The following is an 18,086-nucleotide window of genomic DNA, read 5'->3' as shown; positions in this document are numbered from 1 at the left end:
TTAAACATCTTTTTTTATTTCTGTTTCTTTACGCCGACAATATAAATAAATTACTTTTCTACTTGACTTTTTCAGATTACCTTATATAATTAAGAAAAAGACTGACTAAAAAACTATTGCATTTTTTGGTTAAATCTATATATCTGCCAGGATCCTATAGATTTAATTCCTGTTTTTAGTCAGCCTTCTTTTATTTAAAATTTATTTTTTTCAGAAAATCCTCCGGATCCTCTCTGTCAAATATTTCTCTTCCCATTACCACATAGTCTATCTGCTTTTTTTCCAAAAATTCCATATGCTCTGCCTTTATCCCTCCGTCAGCCCATAATTCAAATTTTTTTTCACCAATGATTTCCTCTATACCCTCCAAAACCGCAGGATTAAAAATCTGTCCCCTAAAGTCCGGCTCCGAAGTCATAAACATTACAGCATCAGTTATTCCAAATAAATATTTATAATTTTTCAGGTCAGAATACGGATTTAATGCTATCCCTGCCTTTATTCCCAAAGACTTTATTTTATTCAGCAGTTCGCTTAAATATCCGCATGATTCCACATGGATAAAAATTATACAGCATCCCAGTTTCTGTAATTCATCTATATAGCTTTCAGGATTGCTTACCATCAAGTGTACCGAAAAAGGCAGCTTATAATTTTCCCTTATCTGTTTCATAGTTTTCAGACCAAATGTAATGTTGGGGATAAAATTACCGTCTTCTATGTCTATATGCAGATTTTCATAATATCTGCTCCCTATTCTGCCTAACTCTTTTTCAATATTATATTGATTGGCAGAAGCTATTGAAGGAAGAATTTTCATATTATCACAAACCTTTTGAAGCTCTAAAATTCTTTACTTTATCCATAAATTCTTTTACTCTCGCCTTATCTACATGATTTTCAAACTTTCCGTCATACTTAAATGTAGTTCCCACTACTGCCCCGTCTGCGATAGAAAGCTGTTCTTCCACATTATTCAGTCTTACTCCCGTATTAGCAAAAATCACTGTTTCTCCTGCTACATCCTTCACCTGTTTTAATATTGCAGAGTCAGTTTCACTCCCCGCAGTAAGTCCTGATACGCATAATGCATCCGGTCTGTTATTAAATATTGTAGATTTCGCTACATCTTTTATATCTCTGTCTGCTAAATATTTAGCCGCTTCAGGAACAATATTAAACAGAAGCTTTACATTTTCCGCACCAATTCTTCTTTGATGTCTTATAGTCTCTCCTATATTTGTATTCCAGATACCAAAGTCGCTTGCATATACCCCTGTAAATATTTCTCTTACGAATTTCGCATCTGTAGCTGCTGCAAGATCAAGCGATTTTTTTGCATCCCAAAGTACATTCACTCCGTAAGGAATCTTTATTTCAGGTTTTAATTCCCCTATTATTCTTGCCATAGCTGCCACAGTTTCAGTTTTTACATCTGTCAGATAAGGAAGTGAAAACTCATTTGAAAACATAACTGCATCCACTCCGCCTTCCTGAAGTGCCAGAAAGTCTTCTCTTGCTTTCTCCATTACATATGCCATTCCTTTTTCCTTATCAAAATAAGGATCTCCCGGCAGCGGTAATAAATGACACATTGCTATTATCGCCTTTTCTGTTCCTATTACATCTTTTAACCAACTCATTTTTATTCCTCCTATATATTGTGTTATTTGTACAAAACATTAATCTGTAAGCGCCTTTTTTCTGTTATAGTATACAGCACCTGCTGTTACTGCCAAAAGACATATTATTCCTATTATTCCGAATCTCATAAACTGAGTTATAACCCAGTCAAAAACATTTCCTACTGCCAGTGCAGATATTTTGGCATCTCCCTGTGTAAGCCCCAGTTTACCGTCTATAGCCATCTGTGTAAAGTAAGGTGCAAAATAGCTTGCTATGAGTAGCACTATTACCATGTTTATTATTGAACTTATAAGTGTTCTAAGCATATCTCCCTTATGTATTACAGTAGCCATACAGATGAAAAACGGTGCAAAAGGAAGGTCAGCCAGCGGAAGCACTGTATTTCCCGGAAGTACGGCAGCTATTAATATCATTATCGGTATTAATATTATACCCACAGATATTGTAGTCGGATGCCCAAGTGTAACTGCCGAATCCATCCCGATATAAAACTCTTTTCCGTGAAAATGAGTATTAAAGAATTTTCTGGCTGCTTCTGAAATCGGCATAAGCCCTTCTACTATTATTTTTATCATTCTAGGGAACAGAATCATAATCCCCACCACTGCAATAATAAGGTTCAAAGCATCTCTAAGACCGTATCCCGCAAGCAGGCTGAATAAAATACCAAGAACTATTCCTATTATCACCGGGTCACCTATCATACCGAATTTTTTCTGAATAAACTGCGAGTCTATCTTTTTGTTTTTCATAAACGGTATCTTGTTATACAGGCACTCAAGCAGATAAAACAAAGGTACTGTACTTGCCCCGTAACCCTGACATATTGATATTCCGTCTATACCTATTATATTCTGCACCCTTTTGGCTGTAAAATCCGCTGATATGAGACAAAACGCAGCATGAAACATTGCTCCCACAATACCAAAGATAAGACTTCCTGTCATCAGATAAACTATTGACCCTGTAATTGAATAATGCCAGTAATTATAAATATCAATATTCATAGTTTTAGTGAGTCTCAAAAGAAGCAGAACTATATTCAGAATGAATATTACCGGAATTACCAAAGCTCCTACTGCCGTGGCATATCCTACACCTGACGCAGTACCTGACCCCACATCAATTACACTAAGATTCAGCCCGAATCTTTTTACCATAATATCTACTGCCGGATTAAGATACTGCACTACCACTCCGACCACAAGGTTCATCCCTAGAAATCCCACACCTGCTGTTACTCCGGCTTTTATTGATTTCAGGAAGCTCAGTCTGAAAAGTAGAGCTACCAAAATCAGAACTATAGGTACAAAAACCATACCTCCAAGACTTAAAATATAACTAATAAATCCTTGCATGTTATCCTCCTTCTATTTTTCTTAAGATAAAATTTCCAACAATTTCTCAGTAGCCTCTTCTTCATTTATTCCTGTTAAAAAGGCTGTCCCCAGCAATACCGGCGCATTATATTCTTCATCTACCCTCATTGATGTCACAATTAAATCTACATTTGATGCATTTGAAGCTATTTCTGACAAAATGCACTGGTTTATAACACAATCAATTCCTCTTTCTTCAAGAATCCCTTTTATTTTTTCAGAAATCATTGTAGAAGTTGCCATTCCTGTTCCACAGGCCACAAGTATTCTTTTCATATTACTTCTCTCCTTTTATTTGATTTTATTTACATAACTGGTCTTTGCCAAACTCCGTTTCAGGATCATATTTTTTTAGAAAGGCATACAGCAGATTGTACATATTCTCCAAGTCTTCCATGCTTATTACCTCCATAGGAGCGTGTGTGTATCTTGTAGGAAGTGAAATACTCCCTGTTACTGTCTTTGAGTTCTCAAAAAGTATATACGCTGTTTCTGTAAGCACTCCCAATGCTACTTCCCTTTGAAACGGGATATTATTTTCCCTGCATGTCTCCTCCATATAAGCAGAAAATTTTCTGTTGGGAAGATATCCTGCGAGGGTTCCTCTGCCGTGATGATTCATATAAGTAATTCCCGGCCCTTTCCCTATTACTACATCTGAATATCCTGCAAGCTCCGGTGTATCACATGAAGGCGTAACATCTACCCCGATTGCTATATCAGGTTTTATTTCCCTTACTGCCGGCAGGATTCCCCTTATATTGAACTCTTCCTGAACACTGAAAACTATATAAAGTTCATAATCAAGTTTTTCTTTCCCGATCTCTTCGGCAAGACATAAAAGTGCCGCAAGCGGAGCCCTGTCATCCATTGCTTTATTACTTATAAGACCGTTGGCAAGTTCATTAAAATTACTTTTTATTGTTACCGGATCTCCTGTTTCTATACCTAGTTCGTGTGCATTCTCCTTTGAAGATGCTCCTATATCAATATAGAGTTTTTCATAAGAACCGATAATTCCTTTTTCGTCGGGCTTTAGATAGTGGTGTGACTTCACACCCACCACACCTGTGACAGACCCTTTCTTTCCTGCTATTTCCACTACCAGACCGGGAAGTGTATTTAAGTTTACAGAACCCAGTTTTTCCATACGTAAAAATCCGCTGTCTTCTATTTTTCTTATGACAAGTCCTACTTCGTCCATATGACCGAATAACATGACTTTTTTACTGCTTTTCCCTGATGAATTAAATTTTACTGTAAGATTCCCTATTGAATCCACCTTTATATGATCGGCTTTATCTTTTAATTTTTCATAAAGATATTTGATCACTTCATCTTCGTAACCTGAATTTCCCGGTAGTTCTGTAAGTTCTCTTACATACTTTTTCATTCTGTCCATTTTTCCTCCTTGATTTATTTAAATATTTCATTTAAAAGATCATAGATTTCCTCTTTGGTTCCGGCTTTTTTTATTTTTTCAAGCTTTTCGGAATCCTGTATAAGATTCGAGAGTCTCATCAGATAATCAATATGTTTGTCCCTGTTATGAAAAACCAGACCAAAAACTATACTTACATTAAGACTTCCCTTATCCTCGGCATTCTGAAATTCTACAGGTTTTTCCAGTGTAAGGATAATCAGCTTGTCTGCCCTGCTGTTCACAGGATCAGCATGCGGCATTGCTATATTCATATTTTTCAGCTGGAATCCCGTAGGAAACCGGCTCTCTCTTTCGTTAATTGCCGCTTCATATGTATCTTCCACGTAATCTCTTTTTTTTAATTCTTCTGCCACAAATTTAAACAGTTCACTTTTATTTTCAAAATTCATATTTATAAAAATAAGGTCTTTGTCAATTTCTCTCATGTTCTCCTCCTATTTTTTAATTTTCTCCCAGCCGGACTTTATCTCTTTGTATATTTCGTATCCGGAATTCATGCCGGAAATTTTTCTGTAGAGATCACAGTTTTCTATAACCCTGTGCAGTTCCAAAAGTCCGAATGTATGCTCCTTTTTATCACGGCTGCATAATGTAATTACACAATTAATAAAGTGATTTTCCGGAAATTCCACCCCTTCTTTTATATAAAGAAATGACAATCCTGCTTTATTTACTTTTTCAAGGTAATTCCCGTGTCCCAATATGAAATTCTTTTTCAAAACCATATACGTGCCGTGTTTATAGACCATGTCTATTACACTTTCCACATATTCCCATTCTGCGTAACCGTTATCCACCAAAATACGCCCCGATATTTCCATTGCTTCCTGCCAGTTTTTTACACTGTTTACCACTTTTATATTTCCCTGCGGAAGGAGTTCCGGCAGACTTTTTCTGTGAGATTCCATTATTTTCTCATCTTCTGTGCTGAATAATTTCTCAAGTCCTTTTATTAGGTCTCTGTTATTTTTCACATCACAGTTTTCTTTTATTATTTTAAGAACCTCCTGCATATAGTATTCTTTATTGGCATTTTTTCTTTTTATACCCAGCTGCTCTATGTTCTTTTTATCCTGAAGGTTTGGTATGGTGTTTATTGTAAGATACGGTTTATCAAGCGGTTCTGTTATCTTCACAGTGGAAAGAACTATATCTGTTTTATCCAGATTATATTTTTCCAGCTGATACACCGGAATGAGATCTGTTATCTCCACATTGAATTCTTCACTGATTATTTTTTTCAAAAGCTTTGAAGTACCATATCCGAGACCGCATACAATAAGCACTCTTTTTTTGCCGAGATTATAATTTCTGTCAATTGACATTTTAAAATGTATTGTAATAAAGGCTATTTCATCTTTATTCAGCTTTTCTCCCAGATATCCCTCATATCCGGCTGCTCTTTTCTCTACAACGCTGAATAAATATGGAACTTCCTCTTCTACTTCTTTATAAATACTGTTTTTCAGCTTTATATTATTTTTGATTCTGTATGCAGCAAGTTTCATGTGATAGATGAGGTCATTCAGCAGGATGAGATCATTTGTCATATCCAGATTTATATCAGATGATACTTTTGATATGAGATTTTCCAGAATTTGCTTTACCTGTTTCCATGAATTATTTACATCATAATTTTTATTTTCAATGTATATTTCTACTATTTTGATTATTTCCTGCGGTGTAAGATTTATACCAGCTTTATCCTCCAAAATATCAATATGGGATTTTATAATTTTGTATTCCTTTATATTTTCCAGAAATAAGACATCATCAAGATCCTCTTTCAGATATTTTTTATTTTTTATTCTTATAATCGTAAGTCTGAGATAATTCATAATGTAATTATGTAAAACATCTGAAAATTCCTCATTCATATCACTGTTTATCTTTTCGAGATACTCCCTGATTGCTGTATCCGTCTGTTTGTCTTTCTCCTCTTTTTCTTTGCCGGTTCCGTCATATGAATTCAGAAATATCTGCTTCAAAGTTCTCTTGAAAACATCTATTTTATCCTTCTGATCTGGGGAAAATGATTCTATACTGCTTTCCAGAAGAATATTCAATACCATTCTTCTTATGCTGTTCTCACTGCCCTGTATTTTCAATCCTTTTTTTGCTATCTGTACCAGCTTCAAACCGTTTTTTCCCAGTATCTGCTTTAGTTCTCTTATGTCATTCTTCAATGTAGACAAACTCACGCCTATTTCATCCAGCACAGACTGTATGGTAAAAACTCCTGTATTCAGAAGTACAAAAACGAGTACCAGCTTCTGCCTTTCCTCTTTGCTGAAAATATAATCTTCATTTTTTATAATAAAAGCACTGTTTCCCAGTAAATTCCTGTCTTCACTGCTGAAAAAAAGTTCACCTTTGGATGTCGTTTTTATAACAGGCAGTTTTTCTTTATTCAGGTAAAAATTAATATTATCCAGCTTGTACCTTATATTTCTGTCAGTAGTATTATATTTTTTTACCAGATCACCGGGAAATATCTTTTCATTTTTTATTACTTCATTTAGAATCGAACAATCCAGATTATTTATACTCATATGTTTCTCCTTCCATGATCAGTTATACCCCATTATTTTCTATTTTTAAAGTTTAAGCTTTTTCCGAAATGTGAGAAAAGATTTATCTGTTTCTGAATTTTTTCATCACATTTTTTCAATAACTTCATATATCAGACACTATATTGTCTGATAAATTTTCCGACGATATTGATGACTAATTTCTGCGAATTTTCATATGTATTTTTTTTATGTATTAGTTTTTTAAATACCATCTCTATATTAATTATATCCCATATTTTTAACATTTTTCCGGTTTTTATTTTCACAAAAAAGCATACATTTCTGCACAAGCCCTTCTCAGGCACCTTTCATTTTTTCATTTCAAAATATTTTTACACTGTTGTATTCATTTTTATAATGATATATAATTTATTATAAACAAATCAGGGAGGTATGAAATGGTTCATTTAATTTATTGTGACAATAAAGAAAAAGTTCTGGAAAAGATTCTTGATGGTTCAAAAACAATGATAGTACGGGGTGCCGCAGGGAGAAAAATCCCTCACAGCAGAGTTTTTGAGAATGAAACATTATATTTTATGAAAAAAGGAAGCAAGGAAATTTCCGCTAAGGCAAAAGTGAAAAGTGTCCAGAATTTTGTAAAACTAACAGATGAGGAAATAAAAGAGACTCTTGAAAAAAATCAGGATAAACTCGCCCTGTCTGCAAAACAAAAAGAACGTTGGCATAAAAAATGTCTGTGTCTTGTAGAATTTGACAGTCTGGAAGAAATTACCCCTTTGGACTTTGATCATCAGGGCAACATGGATGACTGGCTTATAATAGACAAAATTGAAGATGTGGTAGTGGGAACAAGTATTCCATATAACTATGATAAATCAAAATTTAAATAAATACATTTAACATGTTTCCTAATTTTTGAGAATATAAAAACTGATCTGTTTTCTTTCTGTTTGAAAGTATCCAGATCAGTTTTATTTTATAAAATCAGTTATATTTTGAAATAATGTTTCAAAATTACAATTCAGAAATATAATTTTCTTTTGCTGTATTGTCTAGTCCAAAATCAGCTTTGTTCTGAACAGCGAAAAAAGATTATTGTATCTTTCCAGAGTATTTACCAGAATTTCGGCATCCTGCGGAAGATTCAGCTTTAAAACCTTATACCCTTTTATTATAGTAACTTCCGGCAGCTGTACAAGCCCTGTAATAGCATCCCAAAATGCATCCCAGCTCATCCCGTAAAAGTGCGGAAACTCCAATTCAGATTTCAAAATTTTATGAAGTTCATGAGAATCTGTTATATTTTCCACATCAATTACAACATATTTCTTCCTTGTTCCTTCTTCCATTATGTCCATACAAACCTCCAGTCTTTGTTTTTTTTAACGGAATTCTGCGTATAAATCCCATATAAACATATTTACTTTATAATATCATAAAATTTGCGATTTTTATCATTTTTTATTATAAATACGCAAATTTACATATTTTAATTTTTCTTGGTTTTTATTTTCCCCCATTTATGTGGCTATTTTGGAGTTGTAACTTCATATTTTTCAGATTTTCCTTCATTAATTCCCTGTCCATATCGTATTCTTCATCATCATAATCTTCGACTTCTATAACCGGAGAGGTTATTCCATTTTTCAATTTATATAAAACTATATTCAGACCTTGACCGAATTCTATAACATTTTCATCAAATCCGCCGTAAAAAACACCATCTTCTGCAAGAAATACCACCATATTCTCATTAGGTACTTCTGCTATTGGTATCATGTTTTTCTTAAAGTGTATTTCATAATCTCGTACTCTCATACGAAAATTTTGAGCTGCATAAAACGGATCTAATATGAATCTAACTGGTCTGTTTTTAAACCTAGGAAAATTCACTGCTAATGGATTCTCAAAATCAATTTCTAAATTAGAGAAACTCTTCAAAAATTTTAATTGCATATCATTGCAAATATACTTTACTTTGCTATAATAATCGAGAATTTTATCTGTTGATACTTCTCTATTTTCATGCCATCCGCTTTTTTTCAATGCTTCTAAAATATCTTTATCAAAGTTATACATATTACTTCCCTGCCAGACCGGTATCATTTCCTATTCATAATACCTATAGTGTTGTTTTATTGTCTGCTGCATATTGTAAAAATTCATCCTTTTACAAATCATACTGAAATTTTCCCGGTGAATTAGCAAGTATCCCCTCTAACATCTGAAAAAACTGCTCATATTCAGGAAATACCTTATCCTTTTTCCCGGCTTTTGCCACTTTAAATCCTAAAATATATGTTTTTTTCTTTCCGTCATGTCTGTAAATTTTCAAGACTCTGTTGATATTCCCTATATAATAAGACGGCGGTGTAAGGGAAACCTTACTTATGTCACTAAAACTAAAATGCTCCTCATCAAGATATATCTCATTTGTTCTAAGCTTTATATTTTCAGGCATTTTTCTTTTGGCACTTCCCACACTGAAAAAAACTAAAACAAAATATATTAAAAGACATATTACTATCCCCACAAGAGCAAACCATGCATCATTTTCACCAAAATAAGTCAGAAGAAAAAATAAAGCCAGCAGTAAAAATGATAAAAATATCATTCCAAAATATTTTTTAAAAGCTATATCTTTGAATATTCTGCTGTTATCAAGGAAAAAATCTCTGTTTGCTTCACTTAAAACTATACCTGGGGTTTCTTTTATCTCGCTGCTTGTTTCTGCATTTCCTGAATAGGCAATTATCAATGACATAAATTCATCAAAGTCTTTTTTCGACAAAGCGCACACATATTTCTTTTCTTTTTTTCCGTCATCTACTATCAGCTGTCTTGAAGTTCCCGACGGTATACCGTTATAGGTGTTTCTCACTACATAAGACGACATCACGTATTTTTTATATGAAAATTCATGTGTAATTTTATTTCTCTTTTTAAAAAGGACACCTTCATTGGTCACTATATAATCAGGGCCGTTTATAATGTGATAAATAAGTATAATTATGACAAGTACCGCTAATATTGCTGATATAATTACAGACACCAGCATTTCATATTTTACCAGATCACTAAAAACATAAAGTGATATTGCAAAAAATCCAAGCCCCAGAAATATCATTCCAAATACAGGCACTATCAACCCCAACAGTGATTTATGTTTGTTCCTGAAGTAATGTTCCACTTAATCTACCTCCAATTTATTTTTTAAATATTATATCATATTTTATTTATAATACATACTTAAGCTTTTTCTATATAATAATTTTCTCAGCTATTCATAAAATAATGTCAAACATTCCATAAAATAAAAGCTGCACCAAATTCAACGGTACAGCCTGATAAATATATCATATTATATTTCTATCAGTATTTCCAGAAAACTTTATACATATTTTCCAAAAACTGATTTATTATTTAATTTACCTTCTTTCTCAGAAGTCCTAAAATAACTGCAGTAATTACAGCACCTATCAATATAGCAAGCAGATAAAGCCATGCATTATTTGATAAAAATGCCACTACTAATCCGCCATGCGGTGCAGGTATAGCAATATTGAAAAACATTGATAATCCCCCTGCTACTGCCGCACCTATTATTGATGCCGGCAGAACTCTCAAAGGATCTCCCGCGGCGAATGGTATTGCTCCCTCTGTAATAAATGACAATCCCATTATATAATTCGTTTTTCCTGCTTCCCGTTCTTCTGTGTTAAATTTATTCTTAAATAAAGTCGTAGCCAGTGCTATTCCAAGCGGAGGCACCATTCCTCCAGCCATTACAGCCGCCATTATTGGTGTTCCGTATTCTCCCGCTGCTGCTGTAGCCAGTGTTCCTGTACCAAATACATAAGCTGCTTTATTTACAGGGCCGCCCATATCCACAGCCATCATTCCTCCAAGGATTATACCAAGTATTACTCTGCTTGTTCCGCCCATGTTTTTCAGCCATTCCACAAGTCCTTCATTTATGAATCTTACAGGCGGATTTAGTATAATTATCATCAGTACACCTGTAAGCAATACTGTTAACAAAGGATAAAGCAGAATTGCCTTAATTCCGTTCAGACTCTTAGGCAGTCCTTTTAACATTGCAATAACAAGTTTTGTAACATAACCTGCAAGGAATCCTGCAAGCATCGCTCCAAGAAATCCTGAACCACCTGAAACAGCAAGCGCCCCTCCGACAAATCCTGCTGTCAGTGCCGGTCTTTCACCTATACTGTATGCAATATACGCCCCTAAAATAGGTATAAAGAGACCAAATGCCGCTCCTCCTATTTCCATGAACAGTTTCGCAAGGTATGTAGTGCTTCCAAGAGTTGACTGTCCCGCAGCATCTGCTACTCCCTGCACTCCTGCGAGTTTATCAAATAAAAAGGCCAGTGCTATTAATATACCTCCGCTCACTACGAACGGCAGCATAAACGATACTCCTGTCATCAGATGCTTATAAATCCCCGTTTTTTCTTTAGAAGTATTTTTACCGTTAGAACCTGCCTCACCAGAACCTGCAAATACAGGAGCATCCCCTGAAAGGGCTCTTTGAATAAGACCTTTTGCATCACGTATAGCCTCTTTTGTTCCTGTCTGAATCACTTTTTTACCGCTGAATCTGTCGGTTTCTATTCCTCTGTCTATTGCAAGTATTACTCCTTTTGCCTTTTCTATATCTTCTGCGGTAAGTTTATGTTTTACACCGTCAGTTCCGTTAGTTTCTACTTTTATTGTAACTCCAAGTTCTGCCGCTGCTTTTTTTAATGCTTCCTCTGCCATATAAGTATGTGCTATTCCTGTAGGGCAGGCAGTTGCTGCTATAATGAAATTGTCGCTGTTATTGTCTGTTTCTGCATTTTCTTCCAGCTTTGCAGTTTCTTTTTTATTAATCAGATCAAGTATTTCTTCCTTTGTACCTAATTCCAGTATACTTGTTCTAAAGTCTGTATCTAAAAGCATCTGAGTCAGTCTTGCCAGAGTTTCTATATGAGCATTATTAGCGTCTTCTGGTGCTGCTATCATAAAAAATATAGTTGACGGCTCTCCGTCTAATGATTCATAATCTATACCTTTTTTACTTCTCCCGAATGCAAGTGCAGGCTTTTTTACATATTTTGTTTTAGCATGGGGAATGGCTATTCCTTCTTCCAGAGCTGTAGAACTTAATGCTTCCCTGTTTTTTATCTCACCTTTAAATCCTTCAAGATCGTCTATAATCCCGGTACTAAGGAACATTTCCGCAAGTTCGTTTATTACTTCATCTTTGGTTACCGACTGTAAATCCAAGATCATTCTCTCTTTTACCAGCAGTTCAGTAATTTTCATCTTATACACCTTCCTTTTTTAGAGTAATTTCATTATAAAGTCTATATATCAAATCTTTTTCACCTAAACCATATGAATAAGCAGTGGCTGATCCTGAAGCTACAGCAAGCCTGAAAGAATCTTCCGGTGATTTCCCGCTTTCTGTTCCCGCTATAAAGCCTGCCACCATAGAATCTCCGGCTCCCACTGAATTAATAAGCTTTCCTTTGGGAACATCCGCTGTATATGCTCCCTCTTTATTTACAAATAAGGCTCCTTTTCCACCCATTGAAACTATAATATTTTTTACGCCTTTTTCCAGAAAATAGCCGCATTTCTCCACTATATCCGCTGTAGTTTTCAGCTCAGTCCCGAACATCTCCTCCAGCTCGGCTATATTAGGCTTTATCAGAAAATTATTATTCAGATTTTCTTTCAAAAGACTTCCTCTTGTGTCCAAAACTATTTTTGTTTCTTCAGGCAGCATTGCAGCGAGTTTTTTATAAATGTTTTTTTCAATGCTCTCGGGAATACTCCCTGAAAGTATCAGAATATCATCTTTTTGTAATCCTGATATTTTTTCAATAAGCTTTTCTTCAGCCTCTTTTGTTATATTTGGTGATAAACCGGCTATTTCAGTTTCCTTGGAGCTATTATTTATTTTTACATTTATTCTTGTTATTCCGTCCAGCTCCACGAAATCTGACTCTATTCCTTCGTCATAAAGATTCTTTTTTATAAAATCTCCGGTAAATCCAGCTGTATAACCCAGCGCTTTTGATTTTATGTCAAGATTGGAAAGAAGCTTCGATACGTTAATTCCCTTACCGCCTGCTCTGATATTGACTTCTTTTGATAAATTCAGATCTCCCTCCTGAAATTTATCCATGTAAATATCATAATCCAATGCAGGATTCAAAGTTAGTGTATATATCATTATATTTCCTCCTTCAATATATATTTTTCATATCTGGTATCGGCAAGCTCGTCTGTTATCAGTATGCAGTCCTCTATATTTCCGAATTTTACGCTGGAAGACACTCCGAACTTTTCTTTATCTGCTAAAATGTATGTTTTATCTGATATTTCCAGTATTTTTTCTTTTAGAATAGCTTCTTTTATATCAGGTGTCATAAGACCCTTATTGATATCCACTCCGTTTACTCCTAAAAAGCTTATGTCAAATCTGTATTTTTCTATGTTTTTCAGTGCTTCTATCCCTACTACGGCTTTAGTGGTGGGCTTTACTTCGCCTCCGATTATAATTGTCTTTATTTTACACTGAATAAGCTTGTCCAAATGCATTAAGCCATTGGTAACAACTGTTATATTTTTATTTTTAAGGTACTCTATCATGTAATATGTAGTCGAACCGGCATCAATAAATATAAAATCACCCTTTTTCACAAGTTTTGCAGCTCTTTTGGCAATTCTTTTCTTTGCCTCTGTATTCTCCTCAAACTTTATATTTATTTCCGGTTCAAAATTAATTTTTCTCTTGGCAACTACTCCTCCGCCAACCTTGCTCAGCAGGTCTTTACTCTCAAGTTTGTTTATGTCCCTTCTTATTGTTGCTATAGAGACATTCAGAAATTCTTCTATTTCTTCATATGATAATCTGCCTTTTTCCTCTAATTTTTTCAAAATTATTTCGTGTCTTTCTATTTCAAACATTTTTATCACCTGCTTTAACTATACCATATATTTTTTTAAAGTCAATCATTTTTTTCAAAAAAAATCATATAAAATCATAAAAAATTATTTTTTATCGTGAATCATATATTTTCTGCATAAAAAAATACCTGATTATTGATATTCTCAATTTTCAGGTAACTTGTTTTATTTTATATTTCTTTCATTACTTTTTATCAGATCGGCATATTCCTGTTTCGCAGGAATAAAAGCAAGTGCTTTATTCTTATCTGATATTATAATTCCAACTTTTGTTTCCGATAACTCCATTCTGTCGTTTTCATTAAGTCCGAATTTTTCTATCAAATCTTTTGAAAAGACATCCTTTGCCATGAGATTTTCTGCATTCATAAGTTTTTTATGATATTCATAATTTTCCTCGACAGTTTTTATCTTGTTTCTGTCACTTGCTTCTGATGACTCCATAGAAACTGCAGAAGGAAATGTTATAATTGTAAATGAGTAAAAAAGAGACATTGTTGATGAATCATTTCCCCCTATTGCTATAAAGTCGCATACAGATACAAAAGACATTATAACTGCTAAAATCAAACATATTTTTTTCATATTTTCTCCTTGAATTTTACTAAATTTATTATTTACTCCATTGTTCCAAAACCATTTGAAAAAATTTTCTAAAACCTTCCTCATGCCCGAACGAATCCTTTTCATCTTCCATCTCTACATAATACTTTCCAGTATCTGCATGTACAGAAATACTGTCCAGAGGATAACCGTCAGTCTGCATTTCATGCCTAAACGGAGAAAGTGTAAATTTTTCTCCGGAAATATCATCCCCGCTATAACTGAAAATATTTTTCTCATCTACAATCAGACATATTGCATTACGGTATCTGGCGGTACATTTTCCGGTGAATGTTCCTGCCAGCTTTGAATAATAATCTATCATTTCATTATCGTTCATATATATGCCGTTAACCCTTCGTACATGTGCTCCGGGCTGTCTCTCTTCATCCAGACCCTCTATAAAAAGACCGGAATCACATGAAAAAACAGGTTTTTTCAAAACTTCATAGTAAGCCAGAGCTTTTATCTCTGCATTTTTCAAAGGATCATTTCCTGACTCGTCTACCTCAGGCAAATCAGCTCCTATATCTGATAAACCCGTTATTTCCAATTCCAGACCATTTAAAACCCTTTTCATATCCTCTAGTTTAGCTTTATTTTTTGTACCATATATTATTTTCATCTGTTCACCGCCTTGTGTTTCTTATTATCATAAGTAATAATTCATTTTTGTGTAAGACTATCATCCTCTATCTTTCACTAACTTTGAAATCCTGTTTCCGTTTTCTAAATTAATAACAAGACAGCTTCTCCCTATATATTTCTAAAATTTTCCAAGTAAATTATACATCATAAAATTAACTAATGTCAATATAACAAAGACTTTGTTTTATCTGAATAATACCCCTTTATAAATAATGAAAATAAAATTTTAATATATTATGAAATATATACTTTTTATCAAATAAAAAAACAGAAAATAAAATTACTGTCTCTTCTGTTTTTTCGTATATATTCATAAATTTAAAATAAAAATCACACAACTGTCCCGCTTGTTCTTTCCTTAGAATAACTGTTTTTTATATCAGCAAAATTTTATAAAAAAACTTCCGGTTCTCTTCTTACCGAGAATTTTTTTTCGAAAATTTTGCTCGCCAATGTATAGCGTACTCCGCGAAATCCTCTGCATTCCAGCGGGCAGACAGCAAAACAGGCTGTACATCTGATACACGTTTTTTTGTTTAATTTTTCGGGTTTTTCTTCGGAAATAGCATTTACAGGGCATATCCTTGCACAGGCACCGCATTTCTTACAGGTTTTATCTGCTGAAGGATTTAACGGAACTGATACAGACTCCCTATATGGAAAATTCCCCTTTACTTCAAAGTCCATTTCTTTAATATCCGTAACAGATTCGAATTTTTCACAGCTGCTTTTCGCAAATCTTCTCACAGCCTGTTTATCCTTTACATCCGGTCTCAGATAACCTGTACCGGGAAAAATCGAATGCTGAGCTACAAAGGCTCCTGCGCTGATTACTGTAAATCCATTTTCTGTCAAAATTGTCTTCAATTCAAGCAAGGCATCGTCATAGTCCCTGTTTCCATAGACCACAGCAGCTATTGCAGGTGTGTTATTTCCTTTTATTTCCGAAAGCATTTTTGCACATACATCCGGTATACGACCCGCATATACAGGCATTCCTATTATTACAAAATCTTCGCTCCCGAATGACATTTCCTCTTGAAGAGGATTCTTCAGTAAATCATAAGTTTCTTTTTTTCTTGAAAAGTACTTGGTAATTTCATTTACAATAGTTTTTGTTGTTCCTGTGGGACTGAAATAAATTTCCTTCATGTGGCTATACTCCATTAATGTACTCCCTCCATTTTTCTTTATTTAGTTCTATTGATGTATACTTCCATACCTCTTATTTTTTAAATACAAAAAAATATACCAAAGTTTATTGTTTTTAAAGCTGTTATTTTGTGATTTCTGATTATATGGAAAATACAACAGAAAACTGATTATTTCAAATGGATTTTTTAATATTATTTTAGAACAGATTTCTGAATTAATACAGAATTGGCTTTGAAATTATCTGAATTATATTAATTTTTTACATTTTTTTTGTAGAAAACAGGTTTAAAAACATGAATATTACTTACTATTAGAATAATGAGGTAAAAGCTTTAGAATCGAATTTTGCGGAAAATCCGCTTTTTTAATTATTACCAGTAAGAATTTATACTTGAAATCAAGTATTAACACAGGTTTCAAAAATCCTTTAATTTATTATACCCTAAATATCGGCTTCTGTCGATAGTCAGATCATAATATTTCTAAAATTTTTTTCTGCCTGTGTGAAAAGTCTCAAAAATTGACTTAATGCATTATTGAAGCCTGATTTTCACACCGCTCCCGAATACATCCCAGATTATTGCTTCATCCCCGTATTCTACAGGTATCCTAAATACAATTTTGCTTTCTTTGGATTCTCCCGGCTTTATCTGTTCCGAAAATACTCCGTAGCCGGCTTCGGTAAGTTTTATATTTTCTTCTATTTCTATCATATATTCGGCTTCACCCAAAAGTATACTACCCGAATCAGGCAGATTTTTACTTTCGCTATTTTCATTTTTGACTTTTACATCTATAACAAAATACTCTACACCCTCCTCTTTTTTCAGCAATATTTTTGAATCGTTTTTCAATGAATCAGTAAGACTTGTTTTTAGAATAGTAACTTCAAAATGATCAGCAAAAAAAGGCTTGTTAAATCTTACATGCTTTACCTGCTTTTCACCTACTTCATATGTTTTCACTTTTTTATAATTTCTCGAAAAAAAGCTGTAACCTATGCTCCCGGCTGCTAAAACCACAAGAAAAATAACCCCTGCTATCAAGATTTTTTTCCTTTTCACTTTTCTCACATCCTTATATTAAGTTCAAAACACTCAATCCCCATGATTGTCCCCAAAAAACTGCAATCCGGTCATATTCCGGCAGGCTATTCTTCCAGCGCAACAAAAAGCTCCTGTATTGCATTACAGGCATCCTCTATTTTTTCACAGTCCTGTTCTGATAAAAACCGGCTTCCTCCAGCAAGAGAATCTGTTAAATAAATGCAGCTCAGGAAGAAACTTTTTGGAATACAATCCTGCTTTTTCCAGATTTCTGTTAATTCTTTCAGAATACAGTAAATCTCATTATACATTCTATCATCAAATGTATTTTCATTCCTTAATTTTACCAGAAAATCTATAACCTTATTTTGAAATTCCCTTGAATCAACCATTTATAACTCTTCTCCTGTACATTTATCTTTTAAGACAATGCCATATAGAGCATTTTATCATGAACTTACTGAAAACTCTATCTTTATTAATTTAACAAGAGCTTAAATTCTATAACTACATTCGCCTTCCATATTACCATATATAAAAACTGCCCTGTTTCCAAGGCAGTTCTACATATTATCCCTTTATCTTATTAACAATCTTTTCTACTGTAAATCCATACTCTTCTATTACTTTTCCTGCAGGCGCTGAT

General features: G+C 33.9%; 19 protein-coding genes. 1 reads left to right on the top strand and 18 read right to left on the bottom strand.

Annotated elements, in window-relative coordinates; genetic code table 11:
• Positions 1-190 precede the first annotated feature (190 nt).
• From NK213_RS13285 to NK213_RS13255, 7 genes are read right to left on the bottom strand one after another with little or no spacing between them, the layout of a single operon-like run.
• On the bottom strand, positions 191-820 hold the full coding sequence (locus NK213_RS13285; RefSeq protein WP_253349950.1) for a ribulose-phosphate 3-epimerase: 630 nt from the start codon (positions 818-820) through the stop codon (positions 191-193).
• Between the two features lie 4 nt (positions 821-824).
• Positions 825-1,643 carry a BtpA/SgcQ family protein gene (locus tag NK213_RS13280; RefSeq protein ID WP_253349948.1) on the bottom strand — a complete coding sequence of 273 codons (819 nt, stop codon included), beginning with the start codon at positions 1,641-1,643 and terminating at the stop codon, positions 825-827.
• A 39-nt stretch (positions 1,644-1,682) separates the two neighbouring features.
• Positions 1,683-3,005 (bottom strand): PTS galactitol transporter subunit IIC, encoded by a 1,323-nt coding sequence (locus tag NK213_RS13275; protein WP_253349945.1) that lies wholly within the window; start codon positions 3,003-3,005, stop codon positions 1,683-1,685.
• Between the two features lie 21 nt (positions 3,006-3,026).
• Entirely contained in the window at positions 3,027-3,302 is a 276-nt protein-coding gene (locus tag NK213_RS13270) for a PTS sugar transporter subunit IIB (protein WP_253349943.1), read from the bottom strand.
• A 25-nt stretch (positions 3,303-3,327) separates the two neighbouring features.
• The gene (locus NK213_RS13265; protein ID WP_253349941.1) at positions 3,328-4,428 is read right to left on the bottom strand and encodes a M42 family metallopeptidase; all 1,101 of its coding nucleotides are present in this window, start codon (positions 4,426-4,428) and stop codon (positions 3,328-3,330) included.
• A gap of 14 nt (positions 4,429-4,442) precedes the next feature.
• The gene (locus NK213_RS13260) at positions 4,443-4,895 is read right to left on the bottom strand and encodes a PTS sugar transporter subunit IIA (RefSeq protein WP_253349939.1); all 453 of its coding nucleotides are present in this window, start codon (positions 4,893-4,895) and stop codon (positions 4,443-4,445) included.
• A gap of 9 nt (positions 4,896-4,904) precedes the next feature.
• Complete coding sequence (locus NK213_RS13255; protein ID WP_253349937.1) at positions 4,905-7,022, bottom strand: PRD domain-containing protein; 2,118 nt, start codon at positions 7,020-7,022, stop codon at positions 4,905-4,907.
• 419 nt (positions 7,023-7,441) lie between these two features.
• On the opposite strand from NK213_RS13255, the gene NK213_RS13250 reads away from it, so the two are divergent.
• Positions 7,442-7,897 (top strand): hypothetical protein, encoded by a 456-nt coding sequence (locus tag NK213_RS13250; RefSeq protein WP_253349935.1) that lies wholly within the window; start codon positions 7,442-7,444, stop codon positions 7,895-7,897.
• 162 nt (positions 7,898-8,059) lie between these two features.
• Here the strand turns inward: NK213_RS13250 and NK213_RS13245 are convergent, their stop codons facing one another.
• The 11 genes from NK213_RS13245 to NK213_RS13195 form a co-directional block, all read right to left on the bottom strand.
• Positions 8,060-8,365 (bottom strand): barstar family protein, encoded by a 306-nt coding sequence (locus NK213_RS13245; RefSeq protein WP_253349933.1) that lies wholly within the window; start codon positions 8,363-8,365, stop codon positions 8,060-8,062.
• A gap of 148 nt (positions 8,366-8,513) precedes the next feature.
• The gene (locus tag NK213_RS13240) at positions 8,514-9,086 is read right to left on the bottom strand and encodes an SUKH-3 domain-containing protein (protein ID WP_253349931.1); all 573 of its coding nucleotides are present in this window, start codon (positions 9,084-9,086) and stop codon (positions 8,514-8,516) included.
• 91 nt (positions 9,087-9,177) lie between these two features.
• Positions 9,178-10,197: a hypothetical protein gene (locus tag NK213_RS13235; RefSeq protein ID WP_253349930.1), complete on the bottom strand. Its 1,020-nt coding sequence runs from the start codon at positions 10,195-10,197 to the stop codon at positions 9,178-9,180.
• A 233-nt stretch (positions 10,198-10,430) separates the two neighbouring features.
• Positions 10,431-12,335 (bottom strand): fructose-specific PTS transporter subunit EIIC, encoded by a 1,905-nt coding sequence (locus NK213_RS13230; RefSeq protein ID WP_253349928.1) that lies wholly within the window; start codon positions 12,333-12,335, stop codon positions 10,431-10,433.
• A gap of 1 nt (position 12,336) precedes the next feature.
• Positions 12,337-13,251 (bottom strand): 1-phosphofructokinase, encoded by a 915-nt coding sequence (gene pfkB / locus NK213_RS13225; RefSeq protein WP_253349926.1) that lies wholly within the window; start codon positions 13,249-13,251, stop codon positions 12,337-12,339.
• Entirely contained in the window at positions 13,251-13,988 is a 738-nt protein-coding gene (locus NK213_RS13220; protein ID WP_253349924.1) for a DeoR/GlpR family DNA-binding transcription regulator, read from the bottom strand. The genes pfkB and NK213_RS13220 overlap by 1 nt, the downstream gene beginning before the upstream one ends.
• Before the next feature lie 165 nt (positions 13,989-14,153).
• Positions 14,154-14,573: a hypothetical protein gene (locus NK213_RS13215; RefSeq protein WP_253349922.1), complete on the bottom strand. Its 420-nt coding sequence runs from the start codon at positions 14,571-14,573 to the stop codon at positions 14,154-14,156.
• 28 nt (positions 14,574-14,601) lie between these two features.
• Positions 14,602-15,216, bottom strand: a complete 615-nt coding sequence (locus tag NK213_RS13210; RefSeq protein WP_253349920.1) for a non-canonical purine NTP pyrophosphatase — start codon at positions 15,214-15,216, stop codon at positions 14,602-14,604.
• 413 nt (positions 15,217-15,629) lie between these two features.
• The gene (locus NK213_RS13205; protein WP_253349918.1) at positions 15,630-16,391 is read right to left on the bottom strand and encodes an EFR1 family ferrodoxin; all 762 of its coding nucleotides are present in this window, start codon (positions 16,389-16,391) and stop codon (positions 15,630-15,632) included.
• Positions 16,392-16,927: 536 nt separating this feature from the next.
• The gene (locus NK213_RS13200) at positions 16,928-17,458 is read right to left on the bottom strand and encodes a DUF4352 domain-containing protein (RefSeq protein ID WP_253349916.1); all 531 of its coding nucleotides are present in this window, start codon (positions 17,456-17,458) and stop codon (positions 16,928-16,930) included.
• Positions 17,459-17,544: 86 nt separating this feature from the next.
• The gene (locus NK213_RS13195) at positions 17,545-17,832 is read right to left on the bottom strand and encodes a hypothetical protein (RefSeq protein WP_253349914.1); all 288 of its coding nucleotides are present in this window, start codon (positions 17,830-17,832) and stop codon (positions 17,545-17,547) included.
• Between the last annotated feature and the right edge of the window lie 254 nt (positions 17,833-18,086).

The sequence above is a fragment of the Sebaldella sp. S0638 genome (genome assembly GCF_024158605.1).
In the GTDB taxonomy this organism is placed as follows: Bacteria; Fusobacteriota; Fusobacteriia; order Fusobacteriales; family Leptotrichiaceae; genus Sebaldella.
The sequence above is the reverse complement of the archived record's forward strand: the minus strand, read 5'-3'. Positions and strand labels throughout refer to the sequence as shown.